At 64.3% G+C, this 21,544-nt stretch carries 12 protein-coding genes and 1 pseudogene; 1 reads left to right on the top strand and 12 read right to left on the bottom strand.

From position 1 onward, the window contains the following. Positions 1-145: 145 nt before the first annotated feature. From dpdD to dpdE, 8 genes are read right to left on the bottom strand one after another with little or no spacing between them, the layout of a single operon-like run. Entirely contained in the window at positions 146-2,344 is a 2,199-nt protein-coding gene (gene dpdD / locus KGA66_RS12285; protein ID WP_211467884.1) for a protein DpdD, read from the bottom strand. Then, complete coding sequence (dpdK, locus tag KGA66_RS12290) at positions 2,344-2,877, bottom strand: phospholipase D-like domain-containing protein DpdK (RefSeq protein WP_211467885.1); 534 nt, start codon at positions 2,875-2,877, stop codon at positions 2,344-2,346. The genes dpdD and dpdK overlap by 1 nt, the downstream gene beginning before the upstream one ends. Further along, entirely contained in the window at positions 2,874-7,316 is a 4,443-nt protein-coding gene (gene dpdJ, locus KGA66_RS12295) for a protein DpdJ (RefSeq protein WP_211467886.1), read from the bottom strand. The genes dpdK and dpdJ overlap by 4 nt, the downstream gene beginning before the upstream one ends. Beyond that, complete coding sequence (locus tag KGA66_RS12300) at positions 7,309-8,088, bottom strand: hypothetical protein (RefSeq protein ID WP_211467887.1); 780 nt, start codon at positions 8,086-8,088, stop codon at positions 7,309-7,311. The genes dpdJ and KGA66_RS12300 overlap by 8 nt, the downstream gene beginning before the upstream one ends. A 3-nt stretch (positions 8,089-8,091) precedes the next feature. Next, positions 8,092-10,998, bottom strand: coding sequence for a protein DpdH (gene dpdH, locus KGA66_RS12305; protein WP_211467889.1), 2,907 nt, complete (start codon positions 10,996-10,998; stop codon positions 8,092-8,094). After that, positions 10,995-11,954 carry a protein DpdG gene (gene dpdG / locus KGA66_RS12310; protein WP_211467891.1) on the bottom strand — a complete coding sequence of 320 codons (960 nt, stop codon included), beginning with the start codon at positions 11,952-11,954 and terminating at the stop codon, positions 10,995-10,997. The genes dpdH and dpdG overlap by 4 nt, the downstream gene beginning before the upstream one ends. Continuing rightward, entirely contained in the window at positions 11,955-14,396 is a 2,442-nt protein-coding gene (dpdF, locus tag KGA66_RS12315; RefSeq protein WP_211467893.1) for a protein DpdF, read from the bottom strand. Between the two features lies 1 nt (position 14,397). Then, positions 14,398-17,511 (bottom strand): protein DpdE, encoded by a 3,114-nt coding sequence (gene dpdE / locus KGA66_RS12320; protein WP_211467895.1) that lies wholly within the window; start codon positions 17,509-17,511, stop codon positions 14,398-14,400. A 338-nt stretch (positions 17,512-17,849) separates the two neighbouring features. Between dpdE and KGA66_RS12325 the strand changes: the two are divergent. Continuing rightward, a pseudogene (locus tag KGA66_RS12325) lies at positions 17,850-18,987 on the top strand (IS3 family transposase). A 33-nt stretch (positions 18,988-19,020) separates the two neighbouring features. On the opposite strand, the gene KGA66_RS12330 reads toward KGA66_RS12325, so the two are convergent. The 4 genes from KGA66_RS12330 to queC are packed head-to-tail and all read right to left on the bottom strand — an operon-like array spanning position 19,021 to position 21,478. After that, positions 19,021-19,788 (bottom strand): GTP cyclohydrolase I FolE2, encoded by a 768-nt coding sequence (locus tag KGA66_RS12330; RefSeq protein ID WP_211467897.1) that lies wholly within the window; start codon positions 19,786-19,788, stop codon positions 19,021-19,023. Then, positions 19,789-20,145, bottom strand: coding sequence for a 6-carboxytetrahydropterin synthase QueD (gene queD / locus KGA66_RS12335; RefSeq protein WP_211467898.1), 357 nt, complete (start codon positions 20,143-20,145; stop codon positions 19,789-19,791). Next, positions 20,145-20,780 (bottom strand): 7-carboxy-7-deazaguanine synthase, encoded by a 636-nt coding sequence (gene queE / locus KGA66_RS12340; protein ID WP_211467900.1) that lies wholly within the window; start codon positions 20,778-20,780, stop codon positions 20,145-20,147. Before queE ends, queD begins: the two co-directional genes overlap by 1 nt. Beyond that, positions 20,777-21,478 carry a 7-cyano-7-deazaguanine synthase QueC gene (gene queC, locus KGA66_RS12345; protein ID WP_211467902.1) on the bottom strand — a complete coding sequence of 234 codons (702 nt, stop codon included), beginning with the start codon at positions 21,476-21,478 and terminating at the stop codon, positions 20,777-20,779. Before queC ends, queE begins: the two co-directional genes overlap by 4 nt. Positions 21,479-21,544 lie beyond the last annotated feature (66 nt).

Consider the following 21,544-nt stretch of genomic DNA (forward strand, 5'->3'; position numbering starts at 1 on the left):
CACATCACCAAGTGCAGATCCGTGGCCACGAGGGCGGGAATGGGGAACTCCACCGCGCCTGCGCGTACCGTGCCATTGGGCGTCGAACTATCGGGGCTTCAGACGTACGCGCACGCGGATCTGCGTAGACGCTCGGCTGGCATGCTTACTGTTCGCTTAGCCACTGCTCGGCCGCCTCAATAAGTGAAGTCGATCCCTTGCCGCTCGCATACCTGATGGTGCGCGCATCACGGTTAGCTCGAAGTGTGTCCACAGCAGAGTGGGTTGCCGCCTTGTCCATGATCACCAGCAAGTCTGCGCTGTGAGCGGCGTTTCGCAGGGCAGATGTCGCCACCGTATCGGTCAACACAACGACCCCGAGGCCGGGATGGCGACTGCGCAGGAGGTTCGCTGCTCTGTCTGCGGCTGACTCAATGAGAGAGTACAGGGCGATCTTCAGGCTGGTTGTGCGCCGAGTTCCCGCTGTCGCAAGCTCCTGGGAGACACGTTCGGTGAGTTGGATTGCGGTTCCGAACACCGGTGCGATGTCGATCGCCACGGCGAGCACTGCTGCTGGCAGGCGGCGTGCATTGTGGTCTCCGATGCGTGTCAACAGCGGACGGGCAAAAGCGTCAAGCTTGGAGGCGCCCGAGGGCATGTAGGCGAGTAATAGTTCGAGCACCTCGACGTTCATCGGCATGTCCACATCGGTATGGAACGAGTCCCAGCCCGCGCGCAAGTATTCGACAACCTCGTCGAAGGCGTCCCTACCCAGGCCGTTCTCCAGGAGGTCACTCGTGAGCTGGACGATTCGTCCGGCACGGTGCCTGTCACCGCTGTTGTCGCAGTAAGCCCAGAGTTCCAGGACGCATAGGGACAACTCGCGAACCTGCGTGGACATGCCACCGCTCGCATTGAGATCCCGGACCAGGTCGATGCAGGTATCCAGGCCGGGCTCCAAAGCTAGAGCGGCTGTCCGGGTCTCTGCCAGATTCCGGATTGACGTGACCGCGGCATCGACTCCGCCCTCCGCCCTGATCGCAGCTACTCCGCGCTCCCTGACGTCAGCGGCGAGCTGATCGCGCTCACCTGGCTCAAGGCGCCCGTCGAACAGGCCGGTGAGGGTCTGTGCGATGTCGCTGCTGGCGATGTCGAAGCGTGGCAGAGCGGTTGAGCCCATCGCACTACGGAGCGCCTGCTCACCGTGCACGTCGCGGTGCCGCTCTAGCAGGGCGAGCGCCTTAACAGTAAAGGTCTTGCCGATGCTTTCAATGACTGCTGGAAGATCCTCGGTAGAGGCGGGCATAGTGCTTAGCACGTCTACGGCGGCGTCATATCTGCCGGAGTCGATAGCGCGGCGAACCTGCTCCCGCTTCTCTTCCGGGGATGCGATGGTTGCTGGGCACGCGTCGACCGTCTGGCGGTCTGCTGTGAGGTGCTCTATCACTGGATCAGGTGTCCAGCCAGCGTCAGCGAGCCGTCGACGCAGCGCAGCAACGGACTCGCCACCGTCCAGCGCCCAGAGGGTGTAGTAGCGGGCCCCCGAGGCTGATCGGATCGCAGCGACTGACGGGATCAACGAGCCGAACTGGACGGCTATCGGCTTGAACTCTTCTTGCGTGGGGAGGTCGGGCAGCTTTGACATTGCTAGGCGGGCTAAGGCGTCAGAGACATAGGACGGCTGGTCCAGGCGGAGCAGATTGCCGTATTCGGGCAGATCTTCCAACTCCTGCCAGTGCTGGAAGGATGCGAGTAGCTGCGTTTGCAGGAAGAGCCGGTTTCTGGCGGTGATCCTATGGTCGGCTGCGAGCAGCGCGTAGGCCGATCGGGCTGCAGATTCGGGGCCGTACACGCAGGCATCCTGGAACTGACCGACGAGCCGCCCTACGGGCTGTGCGATGCGTGCCTCGCGCGGTGGGTTGTTCTCCAAGCTCGACGTCAAGGCACGAAGGACATGAGCGACCTGGGTTGTGGTTTCCTCGGCGACGTTGAATCGATATATCAGGTGATTGTCTCCGGCCAGGACGCTCGCCGCCGACTCGAGCGGGTCGGTTGTCGTGGCAGGCAGACTTCGCCCATCGAAGTCGGTCCATGTTGTGCCGATATGTGATCGCAGCAGGTCACGGAGTGTCCGGGACTGGTTAGTGTCGAATGCGATCCCAAAGTAGGACGTGGCCCCTGCAACCCTTGCCGGTAGCAGGATCGGCCGGGGCGGGTCGCTGCTGATCGACCGCTGGGCGGCGTCGATGAACTGGTTAAGCCGGGGCGTTTCGGAGTTCGGACTCAGCTCATTCGGGTATTGGTAAAATCTGGATAGGAACGTCTGCCAGCGTGCGGCCGGTCCGGCGGTGATGGTGTCAGTCATCAGAACAGGCTTATCAATTCAGTCGTCACAGCTGCGACGTGGGGCAGGTCGTTAGAGATGGTGACGAGTTCGCCGTTGAGTTCGATTCCTCGGTAGGTGAGGTTCATTGAGCCGTGGACAATCCAGTCGTCGCCAACGATTGCCTTCTGATGATCCAGGGCGTTTGGGTTGGGCAGCGCGTTGTGCGCGGTAAGCAGGTTGTCGGTGCCATCGCGACGAGCGCTATCCTTGAGTTGGCGGACGAAGGTGACCGCAGAGCGGTCCGGGCCGGTGGCGATATATACCTTCGTCTGGTTGTGGAGCATGGTGCGAAGTACGGCGGACAGCCTGATGATGGTCGATCCCCATGTGGAGTTCAGGGCGCTGAAGTTGCCTCCGCGGTTATCGATAAGCGGTACATCGGAAATCCACGGGGACACGATGATTAGGCGCTGGCCCGGAGCTAACAGGTCGCCCACGATCAAGCTTTGGAGTGCCTCCGCGATGAGCCGGTGGGGTCGGGCGTAGGTGCGATGAATAATGCGTTGACTCATTGTGGCGCCTCCTCCAGGGAGACATCGAGCCCGAGTTGTCCATCGGTACGCGTCGTCGCCTCGATCCGCGGGTGGACGTGCAGCCAGCCCATTTCGACCGGGGTTGTTGCCAGGTAGTGCAGCGCTGCCTTGAGGCTGCGCGGGTTGTTGCTGGCCGAGACGAGGCGGCACCGGCCGGTCTGCGTGATGTGCTGTTCGAGCACACGTACCCAACCGTCTGCATCCACGTCGATTTCGCGGGCCGGATCAGGCAGGCTTTCCAGCACTAGGGTCCGTTCAGTGAGAGGCGCTTCATCGACGAAGCGGTTCGATGCTACGAGGGAGGCGGCTCTTCGTGCCTCGGCGCGCGGCCATAGAAGCCCCAGCAGGACGGAATTGGCCCAATTGCTATCGTTTTGACTTCCCCCTGGGACGGCCATGGCCAAGGCAGAGCGCACGGTCGGGTCTGCGGCGAGAGCGTTGCAGATACCGCGATGGTCAATCGCGAACCCGGTGCGCTCCTCGATCGCGTCCCAGTGACTGAGGCATTGCCGGAGCAGGTCGTCGGTTTCTGCGGATGAGCCAGGGCGGAAGATCCGGCTGGCGAGTGCGGCGACGCTGGCGTGAGCCAGGCTCACGCCGAAGGATGCCAGCTTCGCAAGAAGCTGCTGCCAATTGGCGAGGCGGCTGCCGTGGGCTATTCGGAAGTTTGACGCCGCCGCGGCGACTTGCTGGTCTGTGAGGAGCAGGTCGAGTGTGCGGCGCAGCGAGCGGTCGACGTCCTCCAGGTCGGAGGGCTGTAGGGCAGCAACGACGAGGTGGTCGAAACGGCGCGGATCTTCACTGAGTCTCGAGGTGAGCGCCTCGAGGAGTCCTCCGCCACCGATTGATGCGTCACTGAGGATGAACCGGGACGTCGTCCCGACCGTGAGGATGTCGACGATGCTGTCGTCATCGACATCGAACTCCGGGCACAGGGCCTGCGCAGCCAACTGCCAGGCCGCGGCGGCGGTTTGCACGTATCGCTCTTGTAGCCACGGCAGCCATGAGTCATCCGGCTCGCTGATTAGCAACGGCAATGTCTCGGCAATCGCCGCCGAGACGTGCGGAGAGTCCAAGAGATCGAGCAACCCCTGGTGCTGCGAGTTGGTTTCGCGGGCGCTGTCGTCGCCATCGTCGAGATCTACCGCGCCTGAATCCAACACAGTGCTGACGTGCCCACGCCACGCGGAGATGTCGCTTGGCGTAGCGGCATTCGTTTCAGGCCGGGACAACTCCAGTGCTGCGGCGGCGATCACGGTGTTGGCGATCTGGCGCGAAAGGAATGGATCGACGCGTAGGGCGTGCAGGCGGCGGCGGAGTAGATCCGTGAAGAAGTCTCGCCGAAGTTGGCGCAGTCGGGGCCGGTCGGAGGCCAAATCAAATGCGGCTACCGACGAGGGCGTCGCCAGTGAGACTATCTGGGCATCGACTGCCGCCTCATAGCCGATCGCCGCTGGTTGCCCATGCCATGAGAAGCTGTTGGTGACCTCCTCTTTTAGGCCGGAGCGGTGCACAACGCGGGCGGTCGACTGCAGCGCATACCGCCAGGTTCGCAGGGCGCCGCGGCCGGCGTGTAGGTAGGCGGTCACATTCGGAACGGCGTCGGCTATCGGACCGGTGTGTGGCCGGTGAAGCGTGATGCCGGTATGGGCTGGCTCCTGCAGCAACTGCCACGTCAGTCGGCCGTTCGAGGTGGGCTGAATGTCACCTCGCGGCACCTTCGGCGCCGTGATCAATGGCCTGACGAGCAGGGCTTCGCCGCCCTCCTGGGGAACCGATCGAAGGACCTCACCGTGGTGGGCCAGGCCGTCTTCCAACGCCAGTGTGCCTCCATCGGCCGCGGGTTGCACCCATAGGCCTCTGGTGCTATGAACCGCCCACCGCAGGGTGACTTTTCCGGGCGCCAATTCGTTCAACGCCATGCCGACCGGGATCGACGTGTTAGCTGACTTGTCGTATTCCTCCTGGGGTTTTATGGCCACCTCGGGAAGGCACAGGTCGCTGAAGAGGGCCTTGGGGATGAACTCCGGCAGCGGCGAATCCCTGATCCACTGCTCGCCGCTGGGGACGATGCTCCCCTCCTTGTAAGCGGACCAGCCGCTGGACAGTCGGCGCAGCGCCGTGGGGACCACGTCCAGCAACAGCGAGCGGGGCTGCTCCCAGCAAACCGCAGCGACTTCGTCCTCGGAGAGGTGCATCGATGCGGCGATGAACCGCATCAGAGCCTGTCGTTTCTCGCCACCCTCCATCACGTCACGTAACAAGGCAACAACCTCATTGCGCAACTCCGCGTAGGGTCCGCTGGTGGGCGGCTGGACGAATAGCCTGCGCATCTCGGTGGCACGATTGCCGGGGCGGTCACGCGCGGAGACGTCCAAGCGGTCCGCCGCCCAGTCGATCAGGCACATAGCGGCCTGCATCTTGCGAACGGACTGATTGCCCAGAGGTAGTCGTTTTTCCGGAAGTGCCGGGTCTAGAAGCGCCTCGTAGTCTTGGTAGGCGATGCGGTCGCGTCCGTAGTCGGAGAGAACCGCTACCGTCCAGGGACGCTGGATCCGGGTCCGGCCAGCGCGCCCGCGGCGCTGCAGGAACTGCGCGATGTCACGCGGAGCCTTGTGCTGTACGACGGCGCCCACCTTCGGGTCGTCGAATCCGATCTCGAGTGAGGCAGTGGTGACTACGACATCCGCGTCACTGCTGACCCCTGAGTCCTGGGAAGATGTGCGATCTACCTTCAACAGTTCGCCCGTGAACCCGAGTTCCTCGGGCATCCACCATTGCTGACCATCATCGTCGCGTGCTTCCCAGTCTGTAACCGGGCCGAGGCGCAGCGAGGCGTGCCTCATGCGTAGCCCTGCCAGCGGGAAATCGCTTCGGCTAGGCGCACCAAACGGGCTGAGTCCTTCTGCGCTGAGATACATCCGATAGAGGCGGTTCACCGTGTCGAGGTTGTCGCAGAAGGCGAACACTCTGCTGCCGTAGGCGCCGATGCCCTGATCCTTCGGGTCAAGGACGCGACGCAGCAGCATCAGCGTCTGGATTGTTGTGGACAGTAGGGTGGTCCGGGCCGCCGGGTCGCCACGCAGCACTACCTGGTACTCACGACCCTTGTCCTCCATATCGTCGATGTCGGGGCGTACGTCCCGCACGGCGCCTTCGGCCAGTCCACATAGGTCGGTGAAGAACCGGTCGGCGTTGGCTAGGGTCGCGCTGAGCCCGACCCACGTGATGGGTTTGCCCAGAAGTCGACGCCAGCGGCGCAGCAAGAACGCAGCCTGGGCTCCGTTTGTCCCTTCGTAGGTGTGAACTTCGTCCAGGAGGATCAACCCGGGCGTGCATGCGGCCTTGGGACCCACGCCGAAAACGTGCATATTTTCGCCGCTACTCAGCGAGCGGTTGAGCATCTCGGTCGTAGTGAACAACAGGTCCGGCGGTCGTCTCCGAATAGCCGGACGCGTCAAGACGATTTCGTCTTGGCTCACCACGTCCTGACACTTCACACAGTGCAGACACTCAATCCTGCTAGCGTAGTCGTCGAAGCGCCATACCAGTTGGCCCCCGCATCGCACTTCGCCTTCACCAACGCGGCAGGTGAGGAACGGGCAGATCCAACCTCCGGGCGCCTTGTTCCAGCCCGGTCCGTCCTTGTCTCCTGCTTCCTTGTAAGGGGTGGGTGAGAAGAACGTTCCCAAGCGCAGGCCGCGACCACCGGCCTTTCTTAGCCTGCGGGTCTCATCGAGGGCGGCCGCCAACTGGTCCTTCAGCAGTTCGTTGCGCGGATAGATAGCGAGCACGCCGACACCATCGGTGCGGCGACGTGTTGCGAGATAGGCCAGGGCCGGGAGATAAAACGCAAGAGTCTTACCACTACCGGTGCCAGCGCTGACGATCACGCCGCTATCCCGGCCCTCCATCGCCTCGAAGACTCTGACAGTTGCGTCCACTTGGAACTGCGACAGGGTGCGCCCCTCGCCGACGATCTTTGTCGCCGCATCGATTACCGCGTCCGATACGCCTTGCTTGGCCAGGTGCGTGACAAGATCGGCGATGGTCCGATCTCGCTTAGGAAAACGTCGGGGCTCATGCCGGAAGCGGAAGTCGGCAACCAGGGCCGGAGCGGTCTGCCACTGCCTGAACCTGTAGTCGAACAGTTGCCGTAGATGTGCCAGCAGGCGCATCGACTCCGACATCCGGGTTCGGTACTCCTGCGGCCACGTCCGGTCCAAAGCGAATACGAGCTTGTGGTTGAGCAGCTGGTTCAATACGTCCACGGGATCGGAGCCAGGGGCTGACTCGGCGATGCGGCGCTCGATCTGCTCCTGGGTCCATGACTCGTCGGTCAAACCCCACACGAGGGCGCGCGCCTCGGTGTCCTCCAACGCGTCCAAGACCTCAAGCAGCGTCTTGGCATCAACCATGGGTGCGCCTCATCACGTATCCATCGCTATTTTCGTACTGGTCGAGCCACTCACGTACCGCCTGGGTGACGAGCGGCCAGGGAGCCCCCTGTACAGACGCGGCTGCGTCGAGGAAGGTCTGTACCTCGGGGTGCAGGCTGGACATCGTCTCTGCTGCAGCGTTACGGATGTCCTCCCACTCCCGAGCGCCCGCGCGCCACCGCTGCACGGCGGTCGGCAACTGTCCGACGGCGATGTCTTTCGCCGGCTGGTCGAGGGTCCGGCGGAGCCGATTGACCGCCATCGCGGTAGAACCTGTCACGGGCGCGACCAGTTCCCCGAGGTCGTCAGGGCGAAGGAGTTGGCGCTCTCCGTCCGCGGCCTCGTACAGTGCGCGTTCGGCGGCTTTGGCCGTCCTGCGGGCCACCTCCCATACCTCGTCGAGGCTCTTGCTGGTCAGACGATCGGTCAACTCAAGGCTGGGGTCTGTGACTCGCGTCGCGAGCGAGCGCAGATGCCTGCGCGCTTTCGCTGCATCCGGCCTGCGCGGCTCGCCGACGGTCACCCCGAGGTTTAGAAGGTCGCGGCGAACCTCGTCAGCGACTAGGAGTTGCTTCGTGCACTGCTCCGCAATCTTGCAGGCTGCGGTGATGGCTCGCGCTTCTTCCTCGCCGCGCTGCCGATCTCTGGCTTTCGCCAGGTCGAGCAATGCCTGTTGAGCTCGGGTCGCCAGGGTGCTGCCGCGCGGCGTGGGGGCTGAGTCGGATGGCATGACGTCTTCGGTCGGCGGCATGGACTATCCCTCTAGGCTGTCGGCGAGTGCTTTGAGCGCAGTCTGGAGCCGCTCGCGGTCGTAGACCTCCTCGCCGGATGGCTGGTTGCCGGTGTCCGGCTGGTAGGCAGTGAGAAGTTGATCGCACTGTTGCCAGTAATCGAGCAGGGCGTTGAGGTCTGCGCTGGGATCCCGTTTTAGCTCCCACAGCCGTGCCGGCGCCGGTCCGGCTGCGGCAAGCTTCAGAAGCCTGCGGTGCGTCTTGAACGCATCGGGAGTGGCTTTGCGCCGAAGATCGTCGTAACGGGCCCTGCTGTCGCGTTGCGGCAGAGCCCCGGCCGTGTGGGCGTGACTGACGAATTTGTCGAGCTCATCGGCCGTGGCGGCGAAGTCTTCGTCATCGGCGATGTAGCGGCGCAGCCGGTCCAGCAGACGCTGAACCGCGTCCCACGCTTGACCGGCCAGGGCTCGGTGGCGGTCGCGGAACGCCCGCATGCCCGGTTCGAGCGGGGTCGGGTCGCCAACCGTGGCGCTGAGTTCGTTGAGGCGGACTGCAGGCAGGAGCGCATTGAGCACGGCCGCGGCGTCAAAGACCGACGGTGCGCCGTTGCCCTTCCGCTGCGTAAGCCGATCGCGCAGCTCAGTGAGTGCCTGGACCCGCAGAGCGTCACTGCCCTGGAGGAGTTGGGTGATAACGGGGTTGAGGTCAGCCGGCCGCTTCGGCTGTACCAGCACGGCGAGCGCTTCGGCGGCGGTGGTGGCCTCCGTGCCGTCGACGGTGCTCATCACGCCCAGGATGTTGAGTGCCTCGATGAGGCCTTCGTCGGCGTGGGCTTGGGCAGCGGTGATGAGTTCGGCCTCGAATTCGGCAAGGCGCTTTTGCATGTGCAGGAACCATGCGCCGCCGTCCGGCCCGGCCAGGTTGCCGCTGGCTGCGGACAGGATGCCCTTGAACAGGGTGGCGTCGGCGTCGTTTTGCTCGAACCGTAGCGTCGGTCCGGCCGGGGTCGCAGCCCCGCCGCCGCCGGCCTTGGGGATGACGATGTTGCTGAAGGTGACACTGATCATCCCGACCTTGACTTCGCTGCTGAGTGCGCGGACGTTCAGACCACAGGGGCTGGCCTGCATCCGCGCGCCGAGCGCCCGGAGGATCCACGTGCGGATCGTGCGAGCAAGACCACCTGCCAGGAATTCACCAGCGGCCCATTGGTCGATCTCATTCGGCCGTGCGCGTGGGGTGCGGGCCGTAGCGGTCGCCGGTTCGGGGGCCGCGTCGTTGGCTCCCAGATCGGTGAGTGGGACGCCGAGGGTCTCGGCGATTGCGCGCAGAGAATCATCAAGGCGGGGCGGAGTGCGGGCGTAGAAGGCACGCAGCGAGATTTCCTGGTCGGCGCTTGCCGATCGGGACGCGATGGCGTTGCGCAACTCCACCGGGACGACCAAGCGGGTCGGGGCGAGCGTTGCAGCGAACCGGGCTGAGGGGAAGGCACCGCGTCGTCGGAGTTCGTCTTCGGCGACCTCTAACGGTGAGCGGATCACCTGGCGCAGGATGTTACGCGGATCGAACCCTTGTGGACTGGCGAGTTCGACGAGGTTGTCAACTGCCTCAGCGTTGAATGGGAACAAGCCATGCCCCTCAGAGGTCACGCCGAAGGTGGCATGGCACCGATCGACGTGCACACACTTTGGGCAGCGGTTCGGAATAGGTTCTCCTGATTTCGCGGCGGCGGCGAGGTCTTTGCGGCCGACCCGTCCTGCGTTGAGGTATCGGCCGACGAACGCGCGCAGATCGTCGATCTCGAGCGAGGCTCGGTCGACGTCCATGGTGTATTGCACGCCGCGCTCGGCAAACGTGGTGTATCGCTCCAGATGGCCGGAGGTCACCGCAATGACGGCGCGGATCGGGCACAAGTCGGCGCGAGCTGGCAGCGTGAGTGCTTGGGCGAGTTGGGTGTCGATCCCGTGCAGCAGCACAAGGTCTTCGATAAATAGGAACAGCTCCTTGCCCTGCAGGGCCAACTCTCGGCGGACTTCCTCAAAAACGCTGAGCAGGTCCGCCGATCGACCGGTGAAGATCTCGGCTTTTGCGCGTGTCAGGTGGTAGTTGATGATCGCCGCAGTGGCGCGGCGCATGCTGAGGGTGGAGACGAGGCTGGAAACGAGCCGTTGGAGTTCCTTGCTGGAGTCTTCGAACGATCCGAGGCCGACTTCTAGATCGCTGGCGCTGATCTGCAGGTCGTCTTCGGAGATGTCGAAGTCCGGATCAATGCCGGACATCGCGAGCTTGGTGATGCGCTCGATCGGGCCCCCGGGAATGGAAAGGCGTTGCTTAAACGGCAGTTCACCGATCAGGCGAGCGACTTGTCGGCGCATGAATTGAAGGTCGGCGCCGCTCAGGTCGTCGATGACCGGGGTCTCGTCGTATTCGATGATCTGGTGCAACTGATTGAGTAAGGCAAGCATCGCCTCACGGACGGTCGGCAGTCGTGAGGCGGTCTGGGCCAGGCTGTGGCGCAGTTCGTTTGCCGCCTGGGTATCGATACCGGCAAGGATCTGCTCGATGACACGCCGCAGCGGGGTGTTGCGCTTTTCGATATAGACCACGTGCCAGGCCGGGTTGTCCGGGATGTGCGTGCGCAGCCACCTCACCAGGTGGCTCTTGCCGCTGCCGGCTTTGCCGGTGATGAACCGCAGGTGTGGTTCGTTCGACGCGATCGGCTGGCACAGATCCCGCAGCACCTCGGTCTGGTCCACGCGCTCGGGGTCGTCGCGCCTCGTCTTGTCCAGCCGGCCCAGCGGGACAGACTGGTGAACGGCGTCGAACACGGCGTCTGCGGCGGCGTCGCCGAACTCCAGGCCACCGACGTCGACCTGAGTCGCGACTTGGATCTCCACTCGTGACCAGCACGCGGGGATAGGCGTGTTGTTCACTTCTGCGATCCCCTCGACGTCCTAATCGGGTGCCACTGCACGTGCGAGGCGCGTGATTGCATTTCCCGTTCCTGACCGAGGGCCACTACGCGGAAGTCGGTGTCACTCTCTGAGCGCAACGTAAGATGCTTAGCTTCTTGGAGTTGGCGCAGCGACAGGGACAAGCCAGGAGTGAGATCCACACCGTTCGTTCCGGTCACCAAGGACAACGCTCCGCCGTCGCAGATGGGAAGAACGGTCGCGCAGTGCGCGAGGAATTCGGCGATCGTGTACTGCTGTGCTGGCAGGTCGCCGAGGTCTTCCAGAAGCGCCCGACTGCCGTCAGGTACGACCCATTTCGGGGAGACTGGCTGGGCTAGGCCCAGATAAATGGCCCAGCGGCGCAGCGGCGGCCAGCGCACTGAGTTGGTGAGAGGCCAGGAGCTGCGTTCGGTCCCAAAGTGGTCACGTTGGTAGCTGACGAACGTTCGGTTGCCGGATTCGAAGTCCACGGGATCTAGAGGGTCGGGGATCGCCCACAGTAACGCCACGCCTTGGGCGAAGTTGTCCTGTTCACCGCGCGTGGCGCCTGCTTCAGCGTTCGACCTCTGCCAAATCTGAGGTCTCAGTGCTCGGCTGAACGAGGGCGCGGTCAGCAGGTCCGCCGAAGGCCACTGCCGCAGCGTCTGCTCGGCGGCTGAGACCGTGCCAGCGCTCTCGTCAACGAAACCGAGCATGCGCAGGGCGCTGAGCGATTGTTTGGCGATCGTTTGACCGCCAGTCGCGGTTTCCTCGCGGTCACTGTCGGTGTCGGTGTCGCGCCCGTCGAGCGGTCGCAGCACCTCTGCTAGTCCGGCCGGTGCCACCAGGGCTAGCAGTTCCTCTCTATCGCAAGTCGCGTCTTTGTGTGCCAGTACGGCGCGCAGCAGGAAACGCATCGCTTCCGGCATGATGTCCGGCGGGTTGAGCAACTTCACCTACAGCCTCCGCAGCAGGTCGTCGATCGAGTACGTCGGTGTCCACGCTTCGTGGAGGTACTGCTTGGTGTTGGCTGGGTCGATGCGGTCAGGCGGAACTATCAGAACGCCGAACGTTTGCTTGGCGAGGCGGGAGAGCGCGAGTTCGAGCACGTCATCGTCCACCGTCGCATCGACCCATAAGGCGGTCGGGACCCGCCACGGCTCGTCCGAGTTGACAGACCAGTCACGCACGTTCTCCATCCACCACGGGCCGTTCGCGCCACTAGTGGCGACCATGTCCGGGCGTGGGGCAATGAGCGTGATGACGCCATGACGTGCCAACCGGGCCAGCAGGGTGCGTTCTGCCCGTGGGTCCAACCCGTCGGTGCGCACGCTCAGGCGGCCCTCCGGCGCCAGTGATCGCAGGCGGTCGTCAGCGGTCCGCATCACCTGGCCGGAGGCCATCGTGGTCAATGCTGGCGCATCAAAGGGCCTTGTCCCTTCTCGGCGGCAGACAGGGCACCCTCCACATGCGACAGTCATGGGGAACACGTTGCCGTCTGAGTCACCGAGTTCGTATCTGCTAGCGAGGTAACGGCTAGTGCATTGCGGCCGGCTCTGAAGGACGTGGACGGCAGCGTCTAGCGCTGCGGTCGTGGCGGCATGCGAGGCTTGTCGACCGTGTTGGAAACGTCTGCGGAAGACGCTCTCGTCGCTGATGTCGCTATCGAGGATCTCGAGCATGGCGGCGGTGCGCTGACCGTCGAAGAAGCGCGCCAGTTCGTCGTCGTCGGCGTCTTGGGGCGTTTGGGCCGGTTCAGGCCAGTAGCGCCGGATCATGCCGGCCCGCTCCATTGCTGCGAGAGTTTGGGTGTTCCAATACAGGTTCGCATCGCTCCAGGGGTACCGCACTCCGGCATGGGCGGCCGTCAGGTTAACCGTCAGACGATCACTCTCCCAAGCGCCACGGCCGCGCATACTGCTCCACCGCTGCCAGGCCTTGTCCGCCCCGATGAGACGCGCTCGAGCGAGGTCATCGGCGACCAATTGGTCGGCGTCCGTCCACAGCACCAGAGACGCTGTGGCATGTCCGTCCCGACCTGAACGGCCAACCTCCTGGTAGAGACGGTCCACCGACTCCGGCACGCAAAGGTGGATCACTGTGCGGATGTCGTCGATATCGATGCCCAAACCAAAAGACGACGTGGCGACGACGACGTCAAGGTCGTCGCGCGACTCCCCAGCAAGACGCAGGCCCCGCACCGCGTCATGACGCTGGCGCGCCTTCGACCGACTGTCGATTGCCGCGGCTGCGGCGAACCCGGCCTGCTTGAGCCAGGCAAGGACGGTAGCTGTATTCGATGACCGCGACGATGTGTGAAGCGAGACGTAGATCAGCGCGGGGCGTGGCAGGCGGCACATGGCCTCGATGAGCCGGTCGCGTTTCTGCTGCTCGTCGTCGCATTTCGCGGACCACCACGCCGGTTCAGGCCGGGTACTCTGGGCGCAGACCAGCACCGTGCTGCGGCCGGCGAACAGCCGCTTGAGTGAGGCCAACCCGTAGCTGTCGAGGGTGCCCGACAGCAGCGCGGTGACCGGGGCCAGGTGGGCCGGCGAAACCTCGATAAGGGTACGGCGAAGAGCAGCGAACGTGTGGAACGCGGGACGGAAGTCATCACCCCACTCCGCGACGATGTGGGCCTCGTCCACGGCAATCAGGTCTAGGCGGCCGTGCTCCGCCGCAGCCTTGAGTGGACGGGCTAACGAGGAGCAGGCTGCCTCGGGCGAGGTGATGGTCAACCACTGCGACCCGTCCTCGATCCCGGTACAGATTCGCTCCTTCTCAACTGACTCGAGGTCTCCGTGATAGGCATATCGATCGTCGCTGCCGAGACGGTCCTGGACTCGTTGTTCGAGGTCGACGGCCAAGGCGACTGTCGGCACGATGATGACGGTCTGCCGCGGTCGCTGGCGCAGGGCCCGGGTAAGAATCACGTCACTCTTACCTGATGCGGTCGGCAGCGCGCAGATGACGGTGTCGCCAGCGTCAGCTACCGCGACGGCACGCAGGGCATCTCGCTGCCCAACTGTCCTATACCGCGGGAATCCGCAGAGTTGCTCGTAGAACGGGTCAGCGGGCACGGACGCGTCAGTGCGCCTCTGAGTTCTTCGGGACGGGGCTTCGTCCGGCGGGATCGAACCGTGGTGGTCGAGCCATTCCGGGTACCACCGCTCAGCAGTCACGGTCGATCCGGTCAGGTTCAAACCGTGCAGCCTCCAATTGTCCGCACCGTACTTCTGCGCAAGCTCATCCGGCAGCCGAAGCGGGCGGTAGCCAGCGGCGACGGCGTTGCTCCGGAGCATCACGGCAACGTCGGCAGGGCTGTAGTCGTCGGTCTTCAGCCGCCGGTCTAGCCGGGGATCGCCGTGACGTGCCTCTTCGAGGCTCAGTTCGACCACGCTAAGCCTCCGGGGCGGTGATGATGACCACGCCGCAGGCGTCGAGCGTCAACTGCGGGTCAGAGATGGCGGCGTTGACGACCTCGAAGATGCCCTCGTCGTCGGTCTCATCGTAGAATCCTGCGTTCCGGCGGCCGAGCCGGATCGCCCGTTCGCGCTCCTGAACCAGAGCGGCCTCGTGGCGCGCTGCGGCAATGTGTTCGCCGACCGAGGACCGCTGGGCTACCAGCTTCAACGATTCACGGGCGGCACGCTCGCACAAGACTTGCCAGGACAGGCTGGAGGTCAACTGCGCGAACCGCTCGGGCTGACTGCCCAGGTTACGCCCCCGACCGTGCACCTCAGGGCCTTCCAGGACGCGGCGCGTGGGCTCCGAGGGCTCGCCCTGGTCTGAGTTCCACCACACGCGCTCCAGTCGCGGCGGGCACAGACGGAGCAGGTGAATCCGCGCGGCCGAAGCCGATGCCGGGCTGTCGGCCTCCAGCGCATCGACCGGTTCGGGGTCGGGCGCCACCAGAATGTCGAAGCAAAAGAACGGCATAGGCTCGGAGTTCGGTTCACGCTTGCCTTGACGGACCTCAACGGCGAACGCCCGACCGCGGTCATCGCATTCGGCCAGTGATGCCATCTTATCTACGAGGGGTTCGCCCCATCGCAACAGGCCGACTCCATCGCGCGCCTCCTCGCGCCGGTGGCTGTACCGACGACGCAGCGCGGTCGGACCGAGCCGGACCACCTCCGAGGCCGGCAGCAGCGGAGGGTGCGTGCTGCTAACTCCGTAGCGGACACCGGGGCCATCCGTATTCTCGGTGAACTGCAGTGCCTCAACAGCGTAGCCGCGAAATGCTCGAAGAATCGCCGACGCGTCATCGCCGCGATGTATCGCATCGGTGAACTGGTCGTCGTCGGTGTGCTCCTCGATCGCGTCGAGCAGGTCGTGGCTCTCGATGCGCCGACGCTGGGCGTTCAGGCCAGCGCGTACGGCGGCCGTGTCGGCGGCGGCCTGGCTCAGGCCTCGGTCGAGGGCCTGAGTAAGAAACGCCAGTTCAGTCTCGGGCAGGATGTACTGCAGTACAGCGCAGGAATGTTCGAACAGGCCGACTCCCTCATCGAGCAACCGGCGCCAAGCGCCCAGATGCGCGTCCAGGACCTCGTCTGATTCGCGGAAGGTGGTTGACCGCACGGCGTGAACCGGCGCAGCGTCGCCAGCCGACCAACGGTCGAAGCGTCCGAGACGTTGTTCAAGCCGGGCAATGTTCACAGGCAGATCAAGGTGCAGGACGTCCTCGACCATCTGGAGGTTGATTCCCTCCTCTCCGCAACGGTCGAGCACGATTACAGAGCGGAAGGGATCCTTAGCGAAACGCCGCGCCGCCTGGGCGCGGTCATCAGCGGGCATGGTCGACAGCAGCCGCACCACACGCGCGATCCCGAACCGCTCCTCCAATTGCTCAGCGGCGATCGCTGCGGTCGAGGCAAAGGAGCAGACAACCGCCACTTTATGGGCGCTCACGCGAGGCCAGGCCCAATCGATCATCGCGGTGAACCGATCGTATTCAGTGTCGCTAGCAATAATGTCGTCGAGCCGGTCGGCGAAGCCGAATGCAGCGTCGGTGCCAGCGAATCCCGCGAGGGAGCCCGTTTCGTCCTCGTCGAGATCATGACCTTCTTCTTTTCGCAGCGCGACCGCAAGGTCGGCCAGTGCTACAACCGGCGCGCAGGCGCGGCCGATTGCCGTCCGCAGAATTGCGGCGGCGCTGAACCCGTCCGCCCCAGCCAACTCGGCGCGAAGGTCATCGAGCCAACGCAGCACATTTCCTCGGCGCCGGTCTTCGTCGACCAGAAGCCAGTTCGCGGGGCAGCTCCGACCGCGGACCGGGAAGTCCTTCGCCACCGATGATCCTCGACGGGTTCGGATCATGCGCCGGTGGATACGATGGGTCTCCGTGACGTAGGCCCTGACCCGACGGCTGATTTCTCGCGACTGGCCGACATCACGACGATCCGCGGCCTGCGAGAGCGCGTCCAGATCTTCCCGCAAGAGGTGCTCGTCCGGCAGCAGCCTCTTCAAGGTCTCGACGGGCTCAGCCAGGAACATCACTGGCGTCTCCTCGCCGAGCGCCGCGACGGCCGCGGCGAGTTCGTCCCGTAAAACCACACGGCGACGGAACTGGTCAACAGCCTCCAGCGGATAGTTCACGGGGTCCATCAGATGCAGCATGCGCAGGTAGCCGTCCTCGTTGGACCGAACAGGCGTGGCCGACAGCAAAAGCAGCCCGGACGCGGCATGGGAGATGGCCCGCAGCCGCTGGTACGCAAGATCGACGGTGTCGCCCGGCCCTGCGAGACGGTGCGCTTCGTCGACCACGACCAGGGCGCGCCGGGCGTCCTCGGCCGCGGCGAGCTCCTCGTGGGCGATCAACTGCACTCGCTCATCGAACTCGTCGACCCGGAACTTCGAGGTCAACTCGTGGCGCCACTGGTCGAGCAGACCCGCGGGCACGATCACAGCGACGTTGCCAGAGGACTCGAGGAGGAACTGCCTAATGACCATCCCGGCTTCCACAGTCTTGCCGAGGCCGACTTCGTCGGCGAGCAGGTAGCGGCGGACCGGATCGGTGAGGACCCGCCGTGCTGCCCCGGCCTGGTGGGGATAAATGGTGACACCGGCAGACCAGATACCTGCCAGTCCCTGGCAGGCGATCCGCTGCTCTGCCACGCTGCGCAGGAACTGCAGCCGGCGCTCATGCAGGAAGCGGGTTTCGACCGCGCCCGTCTGCAGCAGGCCGACGGGGTCCGCTAGCGGCTGTGACCATCGGACATACAAGTCGCGCGCCGGAACGTGTTCGCTGCGCCCGTTCGGGAATTTCACCAGGTACGCCTGGCCTTTGCCGTCATCAGGCGAGTCGACGTAGCCGGCGAGCCACCAGCTGCCGTCGTGCCACCAAACCCGCTGTTGCCGATCCAACAGCAGCGGCTCGGACACATCCCCGGCAATAAGCGGCAGTACCACCTCGTCCCGGAACGGCGCGTCGAAAAACCGGATCATCCGACTGTCGACAAGCCGCCCCAGTCCCAGATGCGCATGCCGGACAAAGGAGATTGCGCCCGTCACCGACCCCCTCGACATCGCATCCGCCGGTGTGCAACGACGTCCGTTGCCTGCAGCGCAAACGGCAATGCGGCCACCTCCCAGGCGCATCTAATGACCCAACTGAATGCGCGCGCGTGCGAACCCACGATTCCGTGCCGTGATGCCTCGATCACTGTCATGAGAAGTGACGGAGAGCATCCCCCTCGACACTCGCGGACTATGGAGCCTAGCAGGGTTCGGACTGGCATAGGCCAGTATGCTGCTAGCTTCCTCCCGCCACCTGTTCCTTGCCGCAACATTCAGCACCGGCGAGGCCGACTCTGGTGGGAGCCGTGCGGCTGATCATCGGACGTGTGTCAGTGCCGAGACCGTACCCCACGCAGTTTCGCCGTCAGGCCTTGGCGTTGGTCGCCTCTGGTCGCACGGTCGTGGACGTCGCCGCGTCGCTGGGCGTCACCCAGTCCTGCCTGTACCGCTGGAAGCAGTAGCACCTGGTCGACCGCGGCTTGAAACGAGGCCAGATCACCACCGAGCCCGCGCAACTGGCCGCAGCCCGGCAGCGCATCCGCGACCTTGAAGAGGAAGTCAAGATCCTGCGTAAGGCTGCGGCCGCGGTGGTGCCCCCAAAAGTCCGGTTTCGTCTCGTGGCCGAGCTGCACGATGACGGCGTGCGCATCACCCGGGCCTGCCACGCCTGGGGAGTCTCGAAATCAGGCTATTACGAATGGCGGCACTGGGCGCCGTCCACACGCGCGATCCGCCACGCCTGGCTCACCGATCTGATCGGGCAGATCCACCAGGCCTCCCGCAGCACCTACGGCCAACCGCGGGTGCACGCGGAGCTAGTGCTGGGCCACGGCGTCACCGTCGGGCACAACATGGTCGCGCTGCTGATGCGCCGCGCTCGCCGGGCTTCCGACGCGCCCGCGGGCCAAGCCTGTGCCCGCCGCCGTGACCGTCACCGACCTGGTCAAGCGTAAGTTCACTCGGGACGCGCCTAACCAGCTGCGGGTCACCGACATCACCGAGCCCGCGAGGGCAAGCTGTACTGCTGCGTGGTCCTGGATGCCTTCAGCCGCCGCGTGGTGCGCTGGGCCATCGACTCCCGTCAGCGGGCAGACCTGGCCACCAACGCCCTCGGCGTGGTCATAGACTCCCACGGGTCGGTTGATGGAGCGATCATCCACGGGGACCACGGAACGCAGTTCACCTCGTGGAGCTTCACCCAGCGGGCTAGGTCAGCCGGCCTGCCGCCCTCGCTGGGCACCGTCGGCGACCCATTCGACAACGCCGTGGTCGAGTCGTTCCGGGCCCGCATGCAGGCCGAACTACCTCAACCGGAAACGCTGGGACACCCGCATCGAACTGGCCAACGCCGTCTTCGAATACATCGAGGGCTTCCATAACCGCCGACGGCGACACTCCGTAATCGTCTGGCAGGCACCCTCAGACTTCGAACGCAACCACTCCCGGCAGCCCGCATCGCCTCACTACTGACTCCGGGGAACCAGGTCAGGACCAGCGACGGATCTACGCGCGCACGTATGCAATCGCATCGTGGCTGTGGATGCTTTCGAGGTTTTGAATGCGAATCTGATGCTGCAATCCGCGTGCGCGGCACACGGCGCTCACAGCGCGTGCCATGTCTTCGACAAATACTGGATGGTCGTACGCCTGCATCGTCATCTGCCGCTCGTCGGGCCGCTTGACCAGGGGGATCACAGGTGCCGATCCCGATTCGCGGATGATAGCGACGCAGGCGGCTACTGGCAGCGGGTAGACAGAGTCATCGTGCCCTGTGACGGTCAACGTGACTCGGCTTCGCTGGTTGTGCGCCCCGTAATCGGAGATCGCCTTCGAGCACGGACATAGGCTCGTGACCTCACTGGTGACCGCGGTGCTGACGATAGCAGCTTCCGGCTCCCACGTTCCGACTATGGCGACCTGATGCACCTGATATGACTCTAGCGCGCTGGCGGGGGCAGTGACAGGCAGCGCTAGCGGCATTTCGAAACGGATCGTCAGACGCGGCGCGTCTAGAAGTGACGCGCCGGACTTGAGGATTGTTGGCAGGGCGCGCGGATCGAAATCACGCAGCTGGTCGTGAACGAGCGCGACCATGCGGCTCATGTGAGTGCCGCGCCGGTCTTGCTGCAGGCGCACCGTGACTTCCAGATCAGCGATACCGGAATGGTGCGTCGTGCCGTCGTCGAAGGTGATCGGATAGCGCAGTCCGGTGATGCCGACCTCATCGATTTCGATGCCGCGGTCGTCGAGTTCGTTTTGGATGTCATGCATCTATCTACCCCGGTAGGTGCAGCCTGAAGTGCAGGTCTCGCGGACGGTCACCGCGCTGAGTCCCGGAAGCCCAGGGGCTAGCCGTTCCCAGATCCACGCAGCCAGGATCTCGCTGGTCGGATTGGCAAGACCATCGATCTCATTGAGGTAGTAATGGTCCAACTGCTTGCGTACCGGTTCGAAGGCCGTCTTGAGGTCGCCGAAGTCCATGACCCAACCTGTGTCTGGTTCAATCGGACCATCGACGTGGACGATTACTCGATACGAGTGGCCGTGCAGGCGTGCGCACTTGTGTCCCTGGGGTACGTGGGGCAGTCGGTGTGCGGCTTCGAAGGTGAACTCACGGAAGATCTCCATTAACGGATTCCCAGGTACTTGTGCGTTTGGAGCGAAAGTTGCCAGCGCGGGTTCTTAAGGCAATATTCAATCGCCGCCTGAGTGTTGCGCTGAAGGTTCGGGCCATCCATGGGCTGCAGGCGGAATGACGCGAAGTCGAGGTGCTCGAACTGGGCGGGGTCGCCCCCGTCCTGCGGATAGACGAGTTTGAGTTCGTCGCCACGCCCGATGGCTAAGGGCGCGCCAATCTTCGGGGAGACACATAGCCAATCGATGCCGTGGGGCGCCGGCTTGGTGCCGTTGGTCTCAACCGCGATCTTGAAACCACGCATGTGCAGAGCCTCGACCGCAGGTTCGTCCAGTTGTAGGAGCGGCTCGCCGCCGGTACACACGACAAACCGGTCATCGCGTGAGTCGCGGGGCCAACGCGCTTCGACCGCCGCCGCGAGGTCGTCTGCGACGGCGAACTTGCCTCCACCGTCGCCATCGGTGCCGACGAAGTCGGTGTCGCAGAACTGACAGATCGCGCGGTCGCGATCCTTTTCCAAGCCGGTCCACAGGTTGCAGCGAGAGAATCGGCAGAAAACTGCGGGGCGCCCAGCGTGGCGTCCCTCGCCTTGCAGCGTGTAGAAGATCTCCTTGATGTGGTACGTCATGCTTCGACGTTTTGGTAGGCGACTGGATCGCTGGCACCGATCTCGGCGAAGCCCTTGAGTCGTAGCAGGCAGGTGTCACACCGGCCGCAGGCCCGGCCCTGGCTGTCGGGGTCATAGCAGCTCGATGTCTGCCCGTAGTCCACCCCGAGTCGGAGCCCGGTCCGGATAATGTCGGCCTTCGACATGGTGATCAGCGGAGTGTGAATCTTCAGGCGCTGGGTGCCTTCAACGCCAGCGCGGGTGGCGAGGTTCGCCATCGCGGCGTAGGCCTCGATGTATTCGGGGCGGCAGTCCGGGTAGCCGCTGTAGTCCACAGCAGTTACGCCCATGAAGATGTCAGTCGCGCCAATCACCTCTGCGTAGGCCAGGGCGAAAGATAGGAAGATCGTGTTGCGGGCGGGCACATAGGTGACCGGGATAGAGTCTGCGTCGATCTCGTCCACGACAGCGTGCTTGGGCACCTCGATCTCGGACGTAAGCGCCGAGCCGCCAAAGACCCGCAGGTCGATATCGGTGATCACATGTCGCGCGGCGCCGAGGGTAACGGCCACGCGCTTGGCCGCTTCCAGTTCGATGCTGTGCCGCTGGCCGTAGCTGAAGCTCAGGGCGTAGGGGGTGAAGCCCTGATCCTTCGCGATGGCGAGGACGGTGGTGGAGTCGAGTCCTCCACTGAGTAGTACGACTGCGGGGTGCGCCACGACCTGCCTCCATACAGTTGAGCCATCATGAGTCTGATGTAGCCTAGCGGCCTATCTCGACGCTAC

The sequence above is a fragment of the Actinocrinis puniceicyclus genome (assembly GCF_018283645.1).
Lineage (GTDB): Bacteria > Actinomycetota > Actinomycetes > Streptomycetales > Catenulisporaceae > Actinocrinis > Actinocrinis puniceicyclus.

Excerpts from the sequence above, each read along its gene's own strand:
- KGA66_RS12330 (WP_211467897.1), bottom strand. The coding sequence starts at position 19,788 with ATGCATGACATCCAAAACGAACTCGACGACCGCGGCATCGAAATCGAT.
- queE (WP_211467900.1), bottom strand. The coding sequence starts at position 20,780 with ATGACGTACCACATCAAGGAGATCTTCTACACGCTGCAAGGCGAGGGA.
- dpdD (WP_211467884.1), bottom strand. The coding sequence starts at position 2,344 with ATGACTGACACCATCACCGCCGGACCGGCCGCACGCTGGCAGACGTTC.
- queD (WP_211467898.1), bottom strand. The coding sequence starts at position 20,145 with ATGGAGATCTTCCGTGAGTTCACCTTCGAAGCCGCACACCGACTGCCC.
- dpdK (WP_211467885.1), bottom strand. The coding sequence starts at position 2,877 with ATGAGTCAACGCATTATTCATCGCACCTACGCCCGACCCCACCGGCTC.
- dpdJ (WP_211467886.1), bottom strand. The coding sequence starts at position 7,316 with ATGGTTGATGCCAAGACGCTGCTTGAGGTCTTGGACGCGTTGGAGGAC.
- KGA66_RS12300 (WP_211467887.1), bottom strand. The coding sequence starts at position 8,088 with ATGCCGCCGACCGAAGACGTCATGCCATCCGACTCAGCCCCCACGCCG.